The following is a 19,450-nucleotide window of genomic DNA, read 5'->3' as shown; positions in this document are numbered from 1 at the left end:
ATTAGAAACGATAATGAGCAAATGCTTTGTTTGCTTCTGCCATCTTGTGCATATCTTCTTTCTTCTTTACAGATGCGCCTGTATTGTTTGCTGCATCCAGAAGTTCGTTTGCCAGTCTCTCTTCCATTGTCTTTTCTCCTCTTTTACGAGAATACAATGTAATCCAACGAAGTGCTAAAGCCTGTCTTCTATCAGCTCTGACCTCGATCGGTACCTGGTATGTTGCTCCACCGATACGTCTTGCCTTTACCTCAAGTACTGGCATGATGTTGTTCATAGCCTCTTCGAATACTTCGATAGCTGGCTTATCGGCTTTTTCCGCAATTCTTTCAAATGCTCCATATACAATCTTCTGAGCTACGCCTTTCTTACCATCAAGCATGATGTTGTTGATCAGCTTTGTAACCACTTTATTGTTGTATAACGGATCCGCTAATACGTCTCTTTTCTGAGTATGTCCTTTACGTGGCACGGTCCTTCCCTCCTTAAACATATAATTTAATTCATCGGTACTCACATGTGTCTTTCTAATGATCATGTGTAGCGCTGGGCATACATATTTATATACCTTGCAGCTTACTTAATCATAGTTCTGTTTGTGACTACAGTTTCTAGATTCTAGATTCGCTAATTATTTGATTTATTTCTTAGCGTCTTTTGGTCTCTTAGCACCGTATTTAGAACGTGCCTGTCTTCTCTTAGCTACACCTGCTGTATCAAGTGTACCTCTGACGATGTGATAACGTGTACCTGGAAGGTCTTTTACTCTTCCTCCACGAATCAGAACAACGCTATGCTCCTGAAGGTTGTGTCCTTCACCTGGGATGTAGCTTGTTACTTCAATACCGTTTGAAAGACGAACTCTGGCGATTTTTCTAAGTGCTGAGTTAGGCTTCTTCGGTGTTGCTGTCTTAACAGCTGTACATACACCTCTCTTCTGTGGGGAAGATGCGTCTGTACTTCTCTTTCTTAAAGAGTTATACCCTTTCTGAAGCGCTGGAGCTGTAGACTTCTTTACAGATGTCTGACGTCCCTTCTTTACTAACTGGTTAAATGTTGGCATTCTCTTTCACCTCCTATGATTTTAATAAGCTGCTTCATTTTCATGAATCTTTGGCGCACAAAAACACAATGCATCTTCATGCACGCCTGTTTATCTTAGTACGAATCCTCGCTGTTGTCAAGGGTTTTCACTAGTTTTTCCTGTTTTTTTAGCGGAACCTTTCTCTTGCTTTTTCACTGTAAAGCGTCACGTTTTAAAGTCCCAGTTCATCTGCAATCGCACACATTTCTTCCAGCGCCACATCGATCAGATTGTCCAGGCTCAGACCTGTAAATTCGATTGCTTCCATATAATCTCTGTTAGCGCCTGCTGCAAAACGCAATTCATTAAATCGTTTCATCACGGATTTATGTTTTACACTTGCGACTTTTTTATCCGGATAAATCTGTGCTACAGCCTTTACAAATCCGCTCATCGGATCTGCTGCCAGAAGTGCATACTGGATATTTGTCTTTGCCTTCACTCCGCTTTTCGGATTGTGTGCACAAATCGCATCAAACAGCACCTGATCTTCCACACCTTCTTTTTTCAGGATTTCCACAGAAGTCGGTCCGTGTACGCTCAGGTCATTCTGCCAGTCGCACTGCTCCTCATCCAGGTCATGCAGAAGTCCCGCGATTCCCCAGTATTCCACATCATCCGGAGCCAGTTTCTTCGCAAGCCCTCTCATAATCGCTTCCACTGCATAAGAATGTTGAAGGTAACGCTCTCCTTTCATATATTTGTGTAAAATCTCATATGCCTGTTCTCTGTTCATTTTCTGTTCCTCCCTTGCGTTTCTTAATCTTATGATGTCTGCCGATCACTTTTCATTGTGTACTCTCACAGTTCATTTTCTTTATTCATTATATAGCATTTTCTTAACTTCATTATCATTCAGATTACTCTTCGTGATCCATGTATATCCGGTATCCACGACTGATTCATTTCCCATGGAAAGGGCTGATCTCGCCGCTGCGATCACAGATGCATATCCCATTGCGTATGGATTCTGTACAACCAGGCCATCAACTTTTCCTTTTTTGAGCATATCGATTTCTTCTTTGTCTGCATCATAGCCAACTACCATAACATTGTCTTTTTTTGTTCTGTCCATGCCGGAAACAATGGTCTTTACAGCAGTCGCGTTCGTTGCAAAGCATCCGCACACATCTGGATGTTTCTGCAAATAATAATCAATGATATCATCTTCTGTGATATCAGTCGGATTGATTTTCTCATCACCGGTACGCAGTCTTGCATCTCCGTCCGTACTTCTTGCATAAGTACCAGTGTTGATCTCAGCAGCAACATTTTTCTGTAATTTTTCAATGTTATCCATATAATAAACGTTTGCAACTGACATTTTCGGATATTTCTTTTTTAATTCTGCCTTGAATCCTGCAACTCTCTCTTTTGCCGCCATGGATTTTGAATCATGTGCAAGGATAAGAACCTTTCCTTTGCTGCTCATCGCCTCTGCCAGTTTATCTGCTGCTTCTTTTGCCGACTTGGTGTTATCTGTCGATACCGTTGCCATCAGTCCCTGATAATCACTTCCGCAGTCATATGCCACAATCGGAATCTCATTGTCTGCCGCCATATCAAACTGTACTTTGCAGGACTGCTCATCGGCTATGGAAATTGCAAGTGCCGCCGGCTCTCTCGCCAGTTCTTCGTCCAGAAGATTCACCTGCTGGTCTACATCGTCCGCATCCGCCGGTGCATTGAAAGTTATTTTCACTTTATCTTTGCCTGTATAGCCCAGATTCTCATTGATATCATCAGTGGCTTTCTCTACACCTTTCTTTACTTCGCTCCAGTACTCACCGGTACTCGCCTTACCTATAATAGAAATATAAGTTCCTTTTTCCAGTTTTAATCCTTCTGCATTATTGTAAGCAGCCGGATTAACCACATCCAGCTTCGCCTGCGCAGATTCTTCTTTAGTAATTTTTTTATTCTCTGCTTTCTTCGTCGTTTCTTTCTCCTCTTCAGAAGAACTCTTCTGCGAACCGCATCCTGCTGCCAGAAGTGTTATGCTTATCAATAACGCAACGATCTTTTTGAAATTTTTCATGATTTCTTCTCTCCCTCTTCTGATCTGTCACATTTTTTTCATATTGTTAAATGCAGATGTAATCTTAACAACAAACACTATACACCATAATTTTGAAAATTTGTTGAAAAATTTCTTAAATTTTCTTTTGAATTGATTTTTCTTTTGTCCTCTTGTATATTTTTTTCATTTGTATTATTATAGTGAGAGACGTAAATTGTCAATCATAAAAAGGAGGTACATACCTATGGCACACGTAATTGGTGATGAATGTGTTAGCTGTGGAGCATGCGAAGCAGAATGTCCAGTAGGAGCTATTTCTCAGGGAGCAGATCATTACGAGATCAATGCTGATTCTTGTGTTGACTGTGGAGCTTGTGCAGCTCAGTGTCCTACAGGAGCTATCTCTCAGGGCTAATCGTTATTCATATGAACGTAACAAAGAGCATTGTTTCCGGATTTTCCGGGATCAGTGCTCTTTTCATGTAATTAAGAAACTTCGTTTTTATTTATTCACCTTTCACCGTTTGACGTATTTCGCACATTGCACATGCTATACTTGTCCCGTCAGAAGTTCTATTATTATAATAAGGGGGTTTTACAATGAGCAAGGCACTGGAACAACTCAGACGTGAAACAAAGGACGATGCCAGACTGTATAACTGTGTAAAAGAATTATACGAACAGGGAGTACCTTTTTCCGAACTCAAAGCATTGATCCCGGATATCCGCCGCACAAAAGAACAGTTACATATGAAGCGGATGCTGGAAAATAACAACGAAGTACTGCTCTCCATGTTCAGTAAGGAAATGTCATTCCTACTGGATGCAAAGGAGCGTCAGGAAGAACAGCAGTTTAAAAAACTGGACCAGCTAATCCGGCAACAGCAATCCTTCCGGAGAGCTGCCGCAGACCACGGTCCAGTCAGTAAACTAAGGCGTATTTTCCTGCCTGCTTAGATTTGCGAACTTCGTGTATTCGCCGAGCCAAGCCAGATGAACGGTCCCTACCGGGCCGTTTCTTTGTTTTGCAATAATAATCTCTGCCTGCTTCTTATATTCAGAATCTTTGTTGTAATATTCATCACGGTAAATAAACATAACAACGTCCGCATCCTGTTCGATTGCTCCGGATTCACGCAGATCCGAAAGCATTGGACGCTTATCCGGTCGCTGTTCTACTGCACGGCTAAGCTGTGACAGTGCGATCACCGGCACATTCAGCTCTCTGGCGAGCGCTTTTAAAGATCTGGAAATATCCGAAATCTCCTGCTGTCTCGATTCGGAACGTCCTCCGACACTTCCGCTCATCAACTGCAAGTAGTCAATGATGATCAAATCCAGTCCGTGTTCCATCTTGTATTTTCTGCATTTGGACCGCAGTTCTGAAATCGAAATACTCGGTGTATCATCAATGATCAGATTCGACTGCCCGATAATTCCTGCTGCTTCAATCAGTTTCTCCCAGTCAGAATCCTTCATATTACCGGTTCTGAGTGCCTGCGCATCTACCTGTGATTCCAACGAGAACAGTCGGTTTACCAGCTGTTCCTTCGACATCTCAAGGCTGAAAATAGCGGTGCATTTATCTTTCTTAAATGCAACGTACTGTGCAATATTCAAAACAAACGCCGTCTTACCCATGGAAGGTCTTGCCGCAACCAGAACGAGATCCGATGGCTGCAATCCGGACAGTTTATAATCCAGATCAATAAATCCGGTCGGAATTCCCGTAACAGTTCCCTTGCTCTTCGATGCTTTTTCAACTTTCTCCAGTGCATTCATAACAACCTGTCTGATTGGCACATACTCTCCGGCATTCCGGTTCTGAAGTAGCTGAAATACAGATTTTTCTGTCTTTTCCAACACAGATTCCAGTGGTTCATTTCCCGCATAGCAGATATTCGACAACTCGTCATTCATCTTGATCAGCTTACGCATGACTGCTTTATCCGACACGATCTGCGCATAGTAACGCACATTTGCCGATGTCGGCACTGCCGCAACCAGATCACGCACAAATTCCAGACTGGAGATCTCCGGCGGCACTTCCTTCTCTTTCAGACGTTCCTGCAAAGTGATCAGATCCACCGGCTTGCCTTCATTAAAAAGCTCTACCATAGAATCAAAGATTACACCGTACGCATTCTGGTAAAAATCGTCACCGCAAATAATCTCCGAGGCTGCAAGAATGGCATCCTTGTCCATCAGCATCGCACCAACTACTGACTGCTCTGCTTCCACGCTGTGAGGCATCACCCGTTTGATGAGTGTCTCTTCCATCGTTTTCCTCCTACGCTTCCTCTTTCACGATAACCTTTAATTTGGCTGTTACTTTCGGATGTAATTTGATCGGCACTTCGTATGTTCCAAGTGCTTTGATCGCATCTTTCAACTGTACTTTTTTCTTATCTACTTCCAGTTCCATCTGTGCTTTTACTTCTGTTGCGATCTCTTTGGAAGATACAGAACCAAAGGCTTTTCCGCCTTCTCCTGTCTTAATGGAAACCTCGATCTTACCTGCTTCGATCTTCTTGCCAAGTTCTACAGCAGCCTCGTAATGCTCCTGTGCTACTTTGTCATCATTTGCTTTCTTGAGTTTCAGATCGTTCAGGTTCTTTGTATTTGCTTCGATACCTTTTCCCGTCTTCAGGATAAAGTTTCTTGCATATCCGTCACTTACATTTACAATCTCACCTTTTTTCCCAAGGGATTTTACATCTTCTTTTAAAATTACTTTCATTATTCGATTTCTCCTCCTTCTATCACGTCATCGATGACCTGTTTCAAATCTGCAACAGCCTCATCCATGTCTGTGTGGTCAAACTGTGCCCCGGATGCGTTCATATGACCGCCACCGCCGAGACGCTCCATAATGATCTGTACATTGACTTCATCAATTGATCTGGCGCTTACATAGATTCTTCCATTGTAAGTAGTCAGTACAAAAGAAGCTTTCACTTCGTTAATATCCAATAATTCATTTGCTGCCTGTGCACCGATAATCGTCGGGCTCTCAATCGTCAGATTCTCTCCTCTGGCGATCGCATATTTGTTATGGTATACTTCCGCACTGCTGATGATCTGCGCTTTTGCACGGTAAGATTCCATATCGTCACGGAACATCTTACGCACCAGTGTAATATCCGCACCGCTTCTTCTCAGAAATGCGGCTGCTTCAAATGTACGCACACCTGTCTTATTCATAAAATTATTCGTGTCGATCATAATACCGGCATAGAGACTGCTTGCCTCCAGATTCGGAATCTTAATATCATCCACAATATACTGCAGAACTTCCGAAACCATCTCGCACGCCGAAGACGCATACGGTTCAATGTAAGACAGCAGCGCATTGTCAATATTATCACTGCTCTGTCTGTGGTGGTCAAGCACAACGATCGTCTTCGCAACATGAAGCAGTTCTTCACATTCTGTCATACCCGGGCGGTTCGTATCCACAACAACTACCATCGAACTTTCATCTGCGAGTTCCAGCGCTTCTGCCGAATTTAGGAACAGGCGCTCCGGATAATCCGGATTGTTCTCATAAGCAGTATACAGTGGTTTCAGAGAGGCAGACACTTCGTTGATAACGATATATGCTCGTTTCTCCAGTGCGTTTGCCGCACGGTAAATACCGATCGCCGCACCAAAAGAATCCACGTCCGTAAGCTGATGTCCCATAACAAAGATCTTATCCTTGACGGTAATGAACTCACGCAGCGCTTCTGCTTTCACGCGGGCTTTTACACGTGTATTACGGGAAGTCTGATCCCGCTTGCCGCCGTAATATGTAATTCCATTGCAGTCTTTGATAACCGCCTGATCGCCGCCTCTTGCAAGTGCCAGGTCAATAGCTACACGGGCATAGTTATAACTCTGCGAATATGCTTCACTGCTAAGTCCCAGTCCGATACTTAATGTCGCCGGTATTCCATTTCCTATATTCACAGACTTCACATCTTCCAGAATCGAAAAACGGTCGTCTTCCAGCTGTTTGAAATATTGTTTCTGGACAACGATAAAGTATTTATCATTCTCCATCTTCTTCACAATTCCATCTACTTTGGCAATATACTGATTGATCTTACGATCCACAAGCGCCATCAGAAGTGACTGTCGGACTTCTTCTACACTGTTGATCACTTCATCATAATTATCAATATAAATAAGTCCCGCTACAAGCCTCTGTTCTTCATTTGCACGGATCGCCTTATTCAGATTCGTCACATCCTGTAAATAAACAGCGATAAAATATTCTTTTTCCTCCGGCAGTTCCAGAACCTGTTCCCTCTCACTGAATCCTCTTGCAGAAACTCTCCTGAGTTCTGCCTGATACTCCCGTTCCTCAAAAAATACATCCATATGTACCACATCATTCTCCTGACGCGGGTAAATAGAACAGTTCAGTTCCGGCATGATCTTGCTGATATATGTGTCACCTTTTGCACGGTCGCCTATCAGCTCCTCAAACTGACTGTTCAGCCATATGATCTTCCCGTCTTCAAGCAGAATCGCATACGGAACTGCCAGTTCCTTCAGCAGCGTATTCTGTATAATGCCATATTGCGCAGCAAATTCGATCAGATCCTTTACCATCAGCGAGTTCGTGTACAAATACATAACCGCCGAAAGTATAATATAGATCAGCACAAATACACCCATTAAAAGACCTGCGCCCTTATTGATGGCATAAATCCATATGTTAAGTGCTACCAGTACGACCGCCATGATTGCCGGCCACTGCATATAGAATTTGAGCTGTCCTTTCAATCGAATCTTCTGTCTGTCTTTCTTCTTTTCTTCCATGACTATCCCCTAATTTGTGAATTCAGACTTTTCAACATATGGTAACATTATACCACTCCTGCCAGAAAATGAAAAGCAACAAAAAGATCAAAAAATGCGAAGGCTTTTTCATCCTTCGCATTCTCATCTCATATTTATTTTTTTGTTATAAATCTATGCTTCATATCCTTTCGGATTTGCAGACTGCCATCTCCAGGAATCTGCACACATCTCATCCAGACCTCTCTCCGCTTTCCAGCCAAGCACTTTCCATGCCTTCTCCGGATCCGCATAGCACATAGCAATATCTCCGGCTCTGCGAGGCTTAATCTCATACGGAATCTCTTTGCCGCATGCCTTTGAAAATGCTTTTACCATATCAAGAACAGAATATCCGACGCCGGTTCCGAGGTTGATCACTTCCAATCCCGGATTTGTAAAAATGTAGTTGATTGCTTTTACATGTCCGATTGCAAGGTCTACAACATGGATGTAATCGCGGACACCGGTTCCGTCCGGTGTGTCGTAATCGTCTCCGAATACACCCAGTTTTTCAAGTTTACCGACTGCAACCTGTGAAATATATGGCATCAAATTGTTCGGGATACCTTTCGGATCTTCTCCGATTCTTCCGCTCTCATGCGCGCCAACCGGATTGAAATAACGAAGCAGGATTACATTCATCTTCGGATTGGCTTTCTGCACATCTGTCATGATCTGCTCCATCATGGATTTGGTCCATCCATACGGATTCGTGCACTGTCCTTTTGGGCAGTCCTCTGTGATCGGCATTGTCTCCGGATTGCCATATACTGTTGCGGAAGAACTGAATACGATATTCTTCACGCCAACCTGCTGCATAACTTCCATTAGCGTCAGTGTACCTGTTATATTATTACGATAGTATTCCAATGGCTTCTGCACAGATTCTCCAACTGCTTTTAATGCTGCGCAATGGATAACCGCATCGATCTTCTCTGCTTCAAACATTGCTTTCAAAGCTTCTGCATCCATTACATCTCCTTCATAAAATGTAATGCTCTTTCCAGTCAGCTCTTCCACTCTCTTCAGTGATTCTCTGGAAGAATTGCAGAGATTATCGTATACAACAACCTCATAACCTTCTTTCAGAAGTTCCAGTGCAGTGTGACTTCCAATATATCCTGCGCCACCTGTTATTAATATCTTTGCCATTTTATTGCCTCCTAATCGTCCTGTGCTCATTTCATTTCCTGCAAAGTATAGCACTTTTCGCCTGTACTCTTCAAGAAATCTGCACATTCCTGCTAATATCCTTTTATTTTTCCCATAAATTCTTAGGATACAACCCTTCCTCTTTCATACGTTTCATCGCCGCAACAACAACCGGTTTATCTTCTTTGTAAGTAACACCGTACCATTTATCCTTTGATTCCAGAACTGCTGCCGTTGCCTTCTCCTCTCCGAGCAGTCTGCTGACAACTGCCGGCAGGAAATATTCACATTTCATCGGATTTTCTTTTAATCCTTCATCCAAAAATGCCGGAAATCCTGCTTTAATCTCACGCAGAATACTCTCTGTAAATCCCCACATATTCATGGAAACAAGTGTATCTGCCGGAACTTCCGTCCAGTTTGCGCCGTCATCTTCTGTATAAGCGATGCCACCATTTCTCTTCTCAATACGGGTTCTCTCGTTGATCGCCTCCAGCTCGCCACTCTCATTTAACGTGCATACACCACGCGCTACATGTCCGTTGTCAGTCACAGTATTTCCAAGATGGTATCCGACCATTGCATAGCGGTATTTCTCATCGTCCGGATGACTGGATAGATAATCGTAGATCAGGCGGAATGCTTCAACGCCATAGTAGTCATCTGCGTTGATAACGGCAAATGGTCCATCGATCTGATCGATGCAGCTTAACACTGCATGCGCAGTTCCCCATGGTTTCACTCTTCCTTCCGGAACTTCATATCCCTCCGGAATGTTAGAAAGCTCTTGAAATGCATATGAAACTTCCATGTATTCTGACATCCGGTCACCGACTGCTGCCCGGAAACTTTCTTCATTTTCTCTCTTAATGATAAAAATTACCTTTTCAAATCCGGCTCTCTTTGCATCATACATGGAAAAATCCATAATGATATGTCCTTCTTCATCTACCGGGTCAATCTGTTTCAATCCACCATAACGGCTACCCATTCCTGCCGCCATAATGACCAATACTGGTTTGTTCATAAATCTGTACCTCCATATCAATATCAAAAAATCTGATACTATTTCTTATCATAACGAAACGCGCAAAAAAAAGCAATCCCACAACTTGTTTTCCCTACTATTGCGTCCGGGAAATCTGTGGTATACTGATGATATCAGGGTAAAAAAGTCATACGACCACATGAGCTTGCTCATAAGTGGATGTATGACTTTGGAACCCGCCCCGACATGAGCATAAAAGCGGGATTTTAATCCTGCGATATGCGAATGGTGGGGATAGATTGTGAGAGTGCGTAGCACGGAGCAATCTATAGATATCATAGCCGAGAGTTTTAACTATAACATTACCATATTACGCAATATAAGGGGAGATATATTATGTCAAGAACCAGAGGCAGAGTGACTCTGCCAGTCCAATCTATTTTTTCAGAAGATGCGAAAACATTCACCGAGCGTTGGGGCGCTGATGTGCTTCGTCTTGATGGAAACAAAACACCGGATGAACACTCCAAATCTCTGGATGTTAAGATCTGTACAACATACACACCCGTAAAAGGTGACAACGATTTTGCCATGGAGCATATGGATGAATGCCAGCAGGTACTTCTGATGTCCAGACATTTTCTGGCAAAAAATACAACTTTAACAATTGATTTTCTGGACGGATTTTACCGCGAACAATTCGTTGCCGATTATATCCACGATCCGAAGAGATGGTGGGAAGTCATCGACCGCACGGCCGGCAAGACCGTCCCTTCCCACAAATGGGAATACGACCGCATACATGACATTCTAACGATCACAGATGCCATTCCATTTCACGAATATACGGTATCTTTCTTCGTCTTTATCATATGGGATCCGACGCAGATGTACGAGCTTCTCTCAGATGATCTGACAAATGAGCCGCATCACATTCCGATCGATGTACGCCAGCCACTCTCAGCAGCTTATTCCAAAGAACGTCTGAAGAAATGGCTCAGCGAACATTCTCATACAGATATTGTGCGTTTTACTTCTTTCTTCTATCATTATATTTTGATTTTCAACGAAGAAGCAAACGAACAGTATACGAACTGGTTCGGCTATGGCACTACGGTTTCCACACAGGCGCTGGAAACTTTCGAGCAGGAATATGGATATGCCCTGAAGCCGGAAGATCTGGTCGATAACGGATACTTCAACTCTACTTTCCGTGTGCCGACCAAGGCTTACCGGGATTACACTCATTTTATCCAGAGATTCGTATCCCGCCGTGCAAAAGAACTGGTGGACATGGTACATGCAGCTGGCAAACAGGCTTCCATGTTCTTCGGTGAGAGCTGGATCGGAACAGAGCCTTACGGCCCATATTTTCAGGATATCAGCGTAGACTGCATTTCCGGAAATGTATATAACGGAACAACGCTCCGGATGCTCTCTGATATTCCGGGTATCCATGACACAGAGGGACGGCTTCTTCCATATCTGTCCGAAGAGACATTTGAAGATGAGAATCATGCATGTATCACGGCTTCTGCAAACTGGATCGCAGCAAGACGTGCCATGATGCGAAGCCCGCTGGACCGCCTTACTTTTGACGGTGATCCGGGAACTGCCTCATCTTCAACCACTTTTGTAAACTACATTGAGAAAATAACCGACGAATACCGTACCATTTACGACAATGTAAAGGGACGCAAACCATACAGCGGACTGAAAGTTGCCGTCCTTAATTCCTGGGGTACACTTCGTTCCTGGCAGGCGTACACCGTTCTTCCGGGACGAAGTTACAAGAAAACCAATCCTTATTTCGGTATTCTAGAAGCACTCAGCGGTTCGCCTGTCGATGTATGCTTTTTAAGCTTTGCGGATATCCGCAGGGACGGTGTGCCGGATGATGTTGATGTGATCATCAATGCCGGAGATGCTGGAACTGCTTTTTCCGGTGGAAGAGAATGGCTGGATGCAGACCTCGTTACGATCATACGAAAATGGGTTTATGACGGCGGCGGATTTATCGGTATCGGAGAACCATCGGCTGTTTTACACGGTGGTCGTTTCTTCCAGCTTGCCGATGTACTCGGTGTAGACCGTGAACTTGGCTTCACCCTTTCGACTGCCAAATACCACATTGTTCCGAGGCTTGCGCATTTTATTACAGATGAGCACTGGGGAGCTTACCAGCTCGGTGAAGGCACACCAGACGTGTACGCACTTACCGGCAGTACAGAGATCATTGATTATTCCAATGATGAAGTCCACATTGCCGCAAATGCATACGGAGACGGACGCGGTGTATATTTCTCTGCACTTGCTAACGATCCGGACAACACAAGACTTCTTCTGCGCGCCTTATATTACGCTTCCCACAAGGAAGATAATTATTACATCTGGAACGCAGACAATATCAACTGCGAAGTCCACGCTTATCCGGAAAGCGGTAAATACGCAATCCTGAACAACTCCGATTCCCCGCAGACAACCGATGTCTACGACGGAAACGGATCCCGTGAAACCATCAACCTCGAACCACGCGAGATCATGTGGAGAATCATGTGATACCAGAGTACCAGATCTGAGTACACATGAGCTTGCTCAAATGTGGACGAAAGATCTTGGGACTCGCCCCGTCATGAGCAATACAGCAGGATGCTAATCCTGCGTTTTGCGAATGTCGGGTAGGATTGCGAGAGTGCTCTGCACGCAGCAATCCGATGGTATCACATTAACTCCCTCGAGCACATCTGCAGGATGCTAATCCTGCGTTTTGCGAATGATGGGGAGGATTGCGAAAGTGCTCTGCACGCAGCAATCCGATGGTATCACTTTAACTCCCTTGAGCACATCTGCAGGATGCTAATCCTGTGTTTTGCGAATGAAACCTCATTATATAAAAAGAACAACTGCTCCACGGATACTCCACAGAGCAGTTGTTCTTTTATTTTAAATTATTGAAATTCAATGAGTACTCCGGCGCCTACTGGATCTTCACTTTGCAAACAACTTTCTTTCCAGAACCATCTGTTGCTTTAACAGTAATCTTCACCGTCTTACCTTTTCCAGCTTTCAGCGCATGCACTACACCTTTAGAAGATACTGTTGCATATCTCTTGTTGCTGGATGTGTAAGATAACTTCTTATTCACCGCACTCTTCGGTGTGACTTTCACCTGAATCTTTGCTTTCTTTCCGGCTTTTAAAGTCAGCTCTTTGTCTTTCAGTGTCAGTTTGGAAACTGCTTTGCCAAAGCTTGCAGAAGCAGTTGTATTTCCAGTCAGGCGGATCGTTTTAGACGTACCGCTTACTTTCTTACCTGCCACTTTGAAAGATTTCACTGCATAACCTTTATTTGCTTTTGCAGTAAGTTTTACTTTATTTCCCGGAAGGATACCTCTGTTCACTCCGGAAATCTTACCGGCTTTGGATGTCTTTGCAGTTACTTTTACAAGACCACTGCCGATTGTTGCCTTGTAGCCTTGTCCATCTTCGTCAAAGATGTAAAGTGTACTTCCGACAGTGATAGCGTCGTAATCTATGCATTCTTCATCTTCATCATCGTCATAGTCATAATCATAATCCTCATCATAAACATCCAGATTTGTTATCTGATTATATTTCGTAGAATTATAAGTATCTTTTGCTACATTATAAGTAAATGTATCACCTAATCCAACCATAGGATTACCCACATATACAAGTCCTCCCGCACAGATATTTACACTGACATCATACTTTTTAAATGCTTTACTTCCATTTACGACTTTTGTAACAGCTCCATATGTCGATAAGGTCTTCTTGGATGCTGTCCACTTATTTCCACTTAATATCAAATTAACCGGACAAGTCTGTTTTTCATATTCCACACCGTCCTGTTTTTCACCATACCCAAGTGTATAAACCAGTTTCTCACCGCTCTGCAATGCTTTTCCACCGGCTCTTCCTTCCGGAAGGGATGGTCCCTGACTCCATTTCTTTGTACCCGGATTATAGATGTAAACTTTCTTGCTGCATGCTTTCTGTTGGTAATCATATCCGCCAATAAGATAGATTCTTCCATTATAAGCCGCAAGCGTCCAGTCTTCTGTTTTCATTACTGCTGACGGAAGTGTTCCAATACACTGTACCTTTCCGTTTGAAGTATTAAATGCAAATAATTTATATTCGGAAGAATATGCCGATTCCGTAGTATCGTCATCATCATCGTCGTCATCACCCTCATCTATATCCTCATCTGTACTTCCCTGTACTTCTGAATATGCACCAATGTTGTACAACATTCCATCCGCATAGACAAGATCATTTCCAAATGCAAAATCGTATCTGCCCTGACTGCCTGCCTCTTTCTTGAAATATTTTGTCGGCTTTACAACTGTCAGTGGGTATTCATCCACTTCTTCCGGATCAGACTGGTCTAATATATTGATGCTGTCTGAACTAGAATCAGCCATGTAAATATTTCGACCATCTGTTGCCATATTAGATGAACTTTCTACTTCCAGACCTTTTACTTTTTTGTAAGAAGATTTTCCGTCTACCAGATAAATATTCTTCTTTGTTGCCGTCCTTCCATTCCCTGTAACCGCAATAGATGCCACTCGATTCAGCCATGCTTTTCCATCAATAACTACCTGTTTTTCTGTTTTCTTTACAATCTTTGCTGCTTTTGCAGTCGTGCTGCCTTTTTCGGTTACATTTACGCTCAGATCTGTTGCATCCAGCCCACTTCCATTAATCGTAATCTGTCCGTTACTCTGATTTACTTTCACAGTACTGATTCTTGGCGCATTTGCTACTTTTTGTGTATAATCCAACGCGCCTCCGGTTGCTACCTTTCCTTCCAGTACATCTGTTCGTTTCACCTGAGATAATACTGCTGAAATACGTTCCAACGCTGTACTCTTTGGATTCTCTGCTGCTTCCAATGCGACTGCTCCTGTAACAAACGGCGTTGCCATAGATGTTCCACTTTCATATTCATATTTGCCAAAATTGGAAGAAGCAACATTTTCTTTGCTGAGTCCCAGATCATCCAATGTAATTGTATAATCTCCTTTTGCCTCTGCCATAAGTGACAGGAAGATAGAGCGTTCTCCGGTCTTCGGGTTCTTTTCTTCCTGTGGCACTTCCAGATGTACCCAATCTTCCATTTCTCCACTTATCTCATATCCGTTATAATTATATGCAATATCCCAATTTTCATCTATCAAATCATCTGTACTTTCTGGCAAATCACGATCAGCCGCACATTCTCCAATAATAAGTACACTTCCGCTGGAAATCATAGAAGCAGTTGATTTTGGACCACTCACCTTCGTCATTGCACTAAATTCAGGAAATTCTTTTGTTCCTTCACTTACTGTATATGGAATCCGAACAGAAATCGTCTCACCTGCGCTGACCCCTTTCAGAGAAATTTTCAAAGATTTTCCATCTGCATCCCCAAAGTTGTCATCGCTTAACTCGGCTTTGTAATTAGATTCTTTTCCTTCAGTTGTACTTGTAATTCTAATATTCTCCGGATTCCATTCTGCCCAGCTGCTCTCTCCATTAAAATCCGCAAGTTTCTGCGTTACTTCTTTCTGTTTTTCTGCAGAATAAATGGATGGATTATAACAATCCTCTGCATATGTAGAGAGAATATCACTTCCTGGAGCTGCAATATCCACTTTCTCTTTTCCATAGTTTGAATAATTGCTGAGCTCACCCTTTTCATTTGTAGCAGCGACACTAATCTTATAAGCGCAGTCATCGTTTGCCGGGTAAGTGGCCGTTTCATCATTATCTGCAGATTCATTTCCCGCTGCACATACAGATACCGCACCCTTTGCTCCAACAAGATCCATCAGTTTCTTAAAAATGGTACTCTTTCCTTCTCCACCCCAGGAATCGTTGATTGCAGCAACATTTACTCCCAGGTTTATAGCTTTGTTAATATAATTGTAAGCATCAATCAGATCGCTGTCAGAACCACTACCGTTTTCATCCAATGCTTTCAATGCCATAATCTTCACATTGTGGTTCATACCACTGACGCCGACGCCATTATCGCCTTTTGCGCCAATGATTCCGGCGCAATGTGTTCCATGTCCTTCATCATCCATCGGATCTGTATCAGCATTCGCAAAGTCATAGCCATATTCGCCTCTTAACTTCGGCTGATATGTATTCTCCCACATGTTGTCTTTCAGATCTTCATGTGTATAATCTACACCGGTATCTACAACAGCAACGACAACATCATCAGAACCTTTGGTCTTTTCCCATTTCTTCTCTACGTTCGTGGCATTTCCTTCCACGCCGCCATTCTGACCCGTATTTTTAAGTCCCCACTGTTTACTGAAATATGAATCATTTGTCAGCGCATGTACACGGTAGTTTGGCTCTGCTATCTGCACATCACTGTCCGCAGATAATTTCTCAATTAACTTCTTCGTGCTTAATGTCTTCGAAGTAACCAATCCGACTGTAAGTGATGTTGTAGTCGCACTTGACTGTGCAGAAGCCGCACTCTGCGTACTTGCCCTTCCCTTTGATTCTTCTGCTGCATCAAAATTCCATACCTTTGACACGCTGATATCGCTTACATTAAGCGCTCTCTGCGCAGCCGCTTTCGTTGAAATCTTGTTGTCCTTATACAAAACCAGCGCCTGTCCTTCTACATAATCGCCTTTATTCGTGCTCTCTTTCTTGCTAATCTTATCTCCGGTCTTAATCTTCTGATACGCACCCGTCCCGGCTGCTTCCGTTGTTATCGTACTGGTCGCCAGAAATGTGGTCACCATCATGAGCGATAACAATTTTACCGTTCTTTTCTTCATATGATTCCTCCTTTTTCTCCCCTCAGGTTCTATTTTCTCCTCTTCAAACGGGTTATTTACACTCATTATACTTTGTTTTATCAGAAAAATCTTCCATTTTGTGTCTTTTTTGTGAAAATTAAGAATATCTTAACTTTTATCGTTTTATGTATTTGAAACTGTAGAAATAAGTGAATTCTTATAAAGAGTTCTTATTGTGTTCTATAACGGAATGCAAAAGAGACCGGAAAAACAGGGGTTTATCCTAACAGCAAAAATGCCTGTATATAACTACAGGCATTCACAACAAATAAAAATGTAGAAAATCAGATATCAATGGCATCCTTTTTCTTATTTATACGTCACCAGTTCATCCAGGCTGATTCGCTCTGTTTTATGACGATCCGGTCCTTTTTCTTCTGTATCCGCATAACCAAGTGCCAGCAGATTGATTGGTTCCAGATTATCCGGAAGTTCGAACTCTTCTCTGACAATCTTTGGATCAAACCAGCATACCCACAAGCTTCCAAGTCCCTGTTCGGTTGCTTCCAGCATCATATGATCTGTCAGAATCGAAGCATCGATATCTGTCGTCTGCATCTGGTCGTATTTGCGCACCCATGCTTTATCGTGATCGGCGCATACGATGATAACTGTCGGTGCACCATAAAGGCGTGCAGCTTTGTCCAGTTTTGAACGGCCCACTTCACTCTGTACCACGATCAGCCGCACCGGCTGCGCATTGGTAGCTGTTGGTGCAACGTGTGCTGCTTCCAGGATTTTCGCCAGCTTCTCCGGCTCTACCTGCTGCTCTTTGTATTTGCGTACTGAAAATCTTTTTTTCATTACATCAAGTAATTCCATTGTCATATCCTCCTGCTATCCGTTCCTGTAATACTGCTCTGCTTTTTATTGCCATATGTAAATATTTATTGCGACAGATTAACCAAGCAGTTCATTTACCATTTCTCTTGTGTATGTGATCGCACCTTTATGCTCCACTTCTATTTGATAAAGTGCATTTGCTGCAATATGCTCTGCTGCCTGCTCCAGATCACGGATACCTGTCGTATCTGCATATTTTTCAATAACCGCATCCAGTGCATCGTCTGTCACGATACACTCTTCTTCTTTCAGGCTCATTCGTTTGAGCACTTTTGGAAGTGAGAATTTTGAAAAAATCACTTTCTTCTCTTCAAATGAGTAATCCGGAATGTCGATCACTGCGAAACGTGACATCAGTGGCGCACTGATCTGTTCTTTGTCATTAGCCGTTGCGATCGGATAAACACCCACAGTCGGCACCATACATTCCATATAGTTGTCTGTAAATCCAAGGTTATCTAACAATGTCAGCAGAACATCTGCCGGGTTGCCGTTACCTTTTCCGGATGCGGCCTTGTCCAGCTCATTAATAATAAATACAAGATTGGATTCTCCTGCCATTGCAAATGCATCCATAATAATTCCCGGCTTTGCGTTGGAATAGATACGGGAACTTCCGGTAAGCTGCTCCGGATCATTGATGGAACTCATATCCAGTGTTGTCCACGGCAGTTTCAGAATTCTCGCCACTGCATAGGCGATCTGGGATTTACCGGTTCCGGCAGGACCTACCAGCAACAGTCCGTATGCCGGCAGCGTATGCGTACGATTGATCTGGATGATCGTCTCAATGATACGCTGTTTTACTTTTTCCATTCCATATAATTCTTCATCCAGAATCCGTCTTGCTTCTTCCGGATCGATTGCTTCAAAATAATCACTCTTCCATTGCACATTCATCATAATGGAAAGCGCTCTCTGTGCATGTCTGCGCTCTTCCGGTGAGACTTCGTGGGATCTTGCAACCGCCAGGTTTCTTCTCGCCCAGAGACGGATATTATCCGGCAGTGTATTTCCGGCACAGTCCATAAAATCAATGATGCTCTGTAAGCTGGTGAGCTTCATGCTGTCACCCATCTCTTCCAGTTCTTCGTCACTGACCTGTGAAGTCGGCGCATCGCTGGCAAGCAGACGCTCAATCATAAACTGTAAAAATCCATCTTCCGCCGAAAGCTTTGTTCCACCGCCGAAAGCAATCTCACGGATCTTGTAAACTGCATAACCTCCTTCTGTATTCTCTCCTGACAGGCGGACATTGATATGATTTTCGCCGAGCCATTTCAGAAGGCTTACAAATCTTGCGTCAATTTTCAGAATGTCCGCACTGACAGTTCCCGTCTCCTGCTGAAATTCAAATGCAGTACGTTTTACCGGGTTTGTAAACATTCCAAGGGAATGATGTTCCCATTTTTTCATCTGGTTATCCAGCACCATCATTGGTTTTTCCGGTGTTGCTTCTCCTTCACCGGAGTAAAAAATCGTGTATGTGCACTCCGCTGCTTTCTTGTCATCCGGAGTATTGTTGAAATCAAATACTGGCATAGCGCTCTCCTTTTATATCTTTGTAAATATTTATATTTCTTTTCTTATGTATTGCCTTACTTTTATGCATATCCATGCATAATTATAACGTATCTGCCGAAGTGCGTCCACCCTTAAAATACTTCTTTTATGTTCACGAAACTTTATCACCTG

General features: G+C 43.1%; 15 protein-coding genes. 3 read left to right on the top strand and 12 right to left on the bottom strand.

Annotated features, from left to right (window positions below; genetic code table 11):
- Position 1: 1 nt before the first annotated feature.
- From rpsG to H8S07_RS03240, 4 genes are all read right to left on the bottom strand, one after another.
- Positions 2 to 472 (bottom strand): 30S ribosomal protein S7, encoded by a 471-nt coding sequence (gene rpsG, locus H8S07_RS03255; protein ID WP_021861466.1) that lies wholly within the window; start codon positions 470 to 472, stop codon positions 2 to 4.
- A 168-nt stretch (positions 473 to 640) separates the two neighbouring features.
- Positions 641 to 1,063, bottom strand: a complete 423-nt coding sequence (gene rpsL, locus H8S07_RS03250; protein ID WP_021861467.1) for a 30S ribosomal protein S12 — start codon at positions 1,061 to 1,063, stop codon at positions 641 to 643.
- Between the two features lie 193 nt (positions 1,064 to 1,256).
- Complete coding sequence (locus tag H8S07_RS03245; protein ID WP_021861468.1) at positions 1,257 to 1,820, bottom strand: HD domain-containing protein; 564 nt, start codon at positions 1,818 to 1,820, stop codon at positions 1,257 to 1,259.
- Positions 1,821 to 1,901: 81 nt separating this feature from the next.
- Positions 1,902 to 3,122 carry a substrate-binding domain-containing protein gene (locus H8S07_RS03240; RefSeq protein WP_186855409.1) on the bottom strand — a complete coding sequence of 407 codons (1,221 nt, stop codon included), beginning with the start codon at positions 3,120 to 3,122 and terminating at the stop codon, positions 1,902 to 1,904.
- Between the two features lie 226 nt (positions 3,123 to 3,348).
- Here H8S07_RS03240 and H8S07_RS03235 point away from each other — a divergent pair, with 226 nt between their 5' ends.
- Positions 3,349 to 3,519, top strand: coding sequence for a DUF362 domain-containing protein (locus tag H8S07_RS03235; protein ID WP_021861470.1), 171 nt, complete (start codon positions 3,349 to 3,351; stop codon positions 3,517 to 3,519).
- A gap of 185 nt (positions 3,520 to 3,704) precedes the next feature.
- Positions 3,705 to 4,061 (top strand): hypothetical protein, encoded by a 357-nt coding sequence (locus tag H8S07_RS03230; RefSeq protein ID WP_118288106.1) that lies wholly within the window; start codon positions 3,705 to 3,707, stop codon positions 4,059 to 4,061.
- Here H8S07_RS03230 and dnaB read toward each other — a convergent pair.
- The 5 genes from dnaB to H8S07_RS03205 all read right to left on the bottom strand — a co-directional run bounded on the left by dnaB (position 4,035) and on the right by H8S07_RS03205 (position 10,113).
- Positions 4,035 to 5,384: a replicative DNA helicase gene (gene dnaB / locus H8S07_RS03225; RefSeq protein ID WP_021861472.1), complete on the bottom strand. Its 1,350-nt coding sequence runs from the start codon at positions 5,382 to 5,384 to the stop codon at positions 4,035 to 4,037. The genes H8S07_RS03230 and dnaB overlap by 27 nt on opposite strands.
- A gap of 10 nt (positions 5,385 to 5,394) precedes the next feature.
- Positions 5,395 to 5,844 (bottom strand): 50S ribosomal protein L9, encoded by a 450-nt coding sequence (rplI, locus tag H8S07_RS03220; RefSeq protein WP_186855408.1) that lies wholly within the window; start codon positions 5,842 to 5,844, stop codon positions 5,395 to 5,397.
- Complete coding sequence (locus H8S07_RS03215; RefSeq protein WP_186855407.1) at positions 5,844 to 7,913, bottom strand: DHH family phosphoesterase; 2,070 nt, start codon at positions 7,911 to 7,913, stop codon at positions 5,844 to 5,846. Before H8S07_RS03215 ends, rplI begins: the two co-directional genes overlap by 1 nt.
- Positions 7,914 to 8,066: 153 nt before the next feature.
- Positions 8,067 to 9,086, bottom strand: a complete 1,020-nt coding sequence (gene galE, locus H8S07_RS03210; protein ID WP_021861475.1) for a UDP-glucose 4-epimerase GalE — start codon at positions 9,084 to 9,086, stop codon at positions 8,067 to 8,069.
- Between the two features lie 103 nt (positions 9,087 to 9,189).
- Positions 9,190 to 10,113 carry a sugar phosphate nucleotidyltransferase gene (locus tag H8S07_RS03205; RefSeq protein ID WP_117537558.1) on the bottom strand — a complete coding sequence of 308 codons (924 nt, stop codon included), beginning with the start codon at positions 10,111 to 10,113 and terminating at the stop codon, positions 9,190 to 9,192.
- A gap of 357 nt (positions 10,114 to 10,470) precedes the next feature.
- On the opposite strand from H8S07_RS03205, the gene gnpA reads away from it, so the two are divergent.
- Positions 10,471 to 12,633, top strand: a complete 2,163-nt coding sequence (gene gnpA / locus H8S07_RS03200) for a 1,3-beta-galactosyl-N-acetylhexosamine phosphorylase (protein ID WP_186855406.1) — start codon at positions 10,471 to 10,473, stop codon at positions 12,631 to 12,633.
- 418 nt (positions 12,634 to 13,051) lie between these two features.
- Here the strand turns inward: gnpA and H8S07_RS03195 are convergent, their stop codons facing one another.
- The 3 genes from H8S07_RS03195 to H8S07_RS03185 all read right to left on the bottom strand — a co-directional run bounded on the left by H8S07_RS03195 (position 13,052) and on the right by H8S07_RS03185 (position 19,297).
- Entirely contained in the window at positions 13,052 to 16,891 is a 3,840-nt protein-coding gene (locus tag H8S07_RS03195; RefSeq protein ID WP_186855405.1) for a S8 family serine peptidase, read from the bottom strand.
- A gap of 330 nt (positions 16,892 to 17,221) precedes the next feature.
- Positions 17,222 to 17,734: a nitroreductase family protein gene (locus H8S07_RS03190; protein ID WP_186855404.1), complete on the bottom strand. Its 513-nt coding sequence runs from the start codon at positions 17,732 to 17,734 to the stop codon at positions 17,222 to 17,224.
- A 78-nt stretch (positions 17,735 to 17,812) separates the two neighbouring features.
- Complete coding sequence (locus tag H8S07_RS03185; protein ID WP_186855403.1) at positions 17,813 to 19,297, bottom strand: AAA family ATPase; 1,485 nt, start codon at positions 19,295 to 19,297, stop codon at positions 17,813 to 17,815.
- Between the last annotated feature and the right edge of the window lie 153 nt (positions 19,298 to 19,450).

It is taken from the genome of Dorea hominis, from assembly GCF_014287705.1.
Taxonomy (GTDB): domain Bacteria; phylum Bacillota; class Clostridia; order Lachnospirales; family Lachnospiraceae; genus Dorea_D; species Dorea_D hominis.
This window is presented reverse-complemented; position numbering and strand designations above follow the sequence as displayed.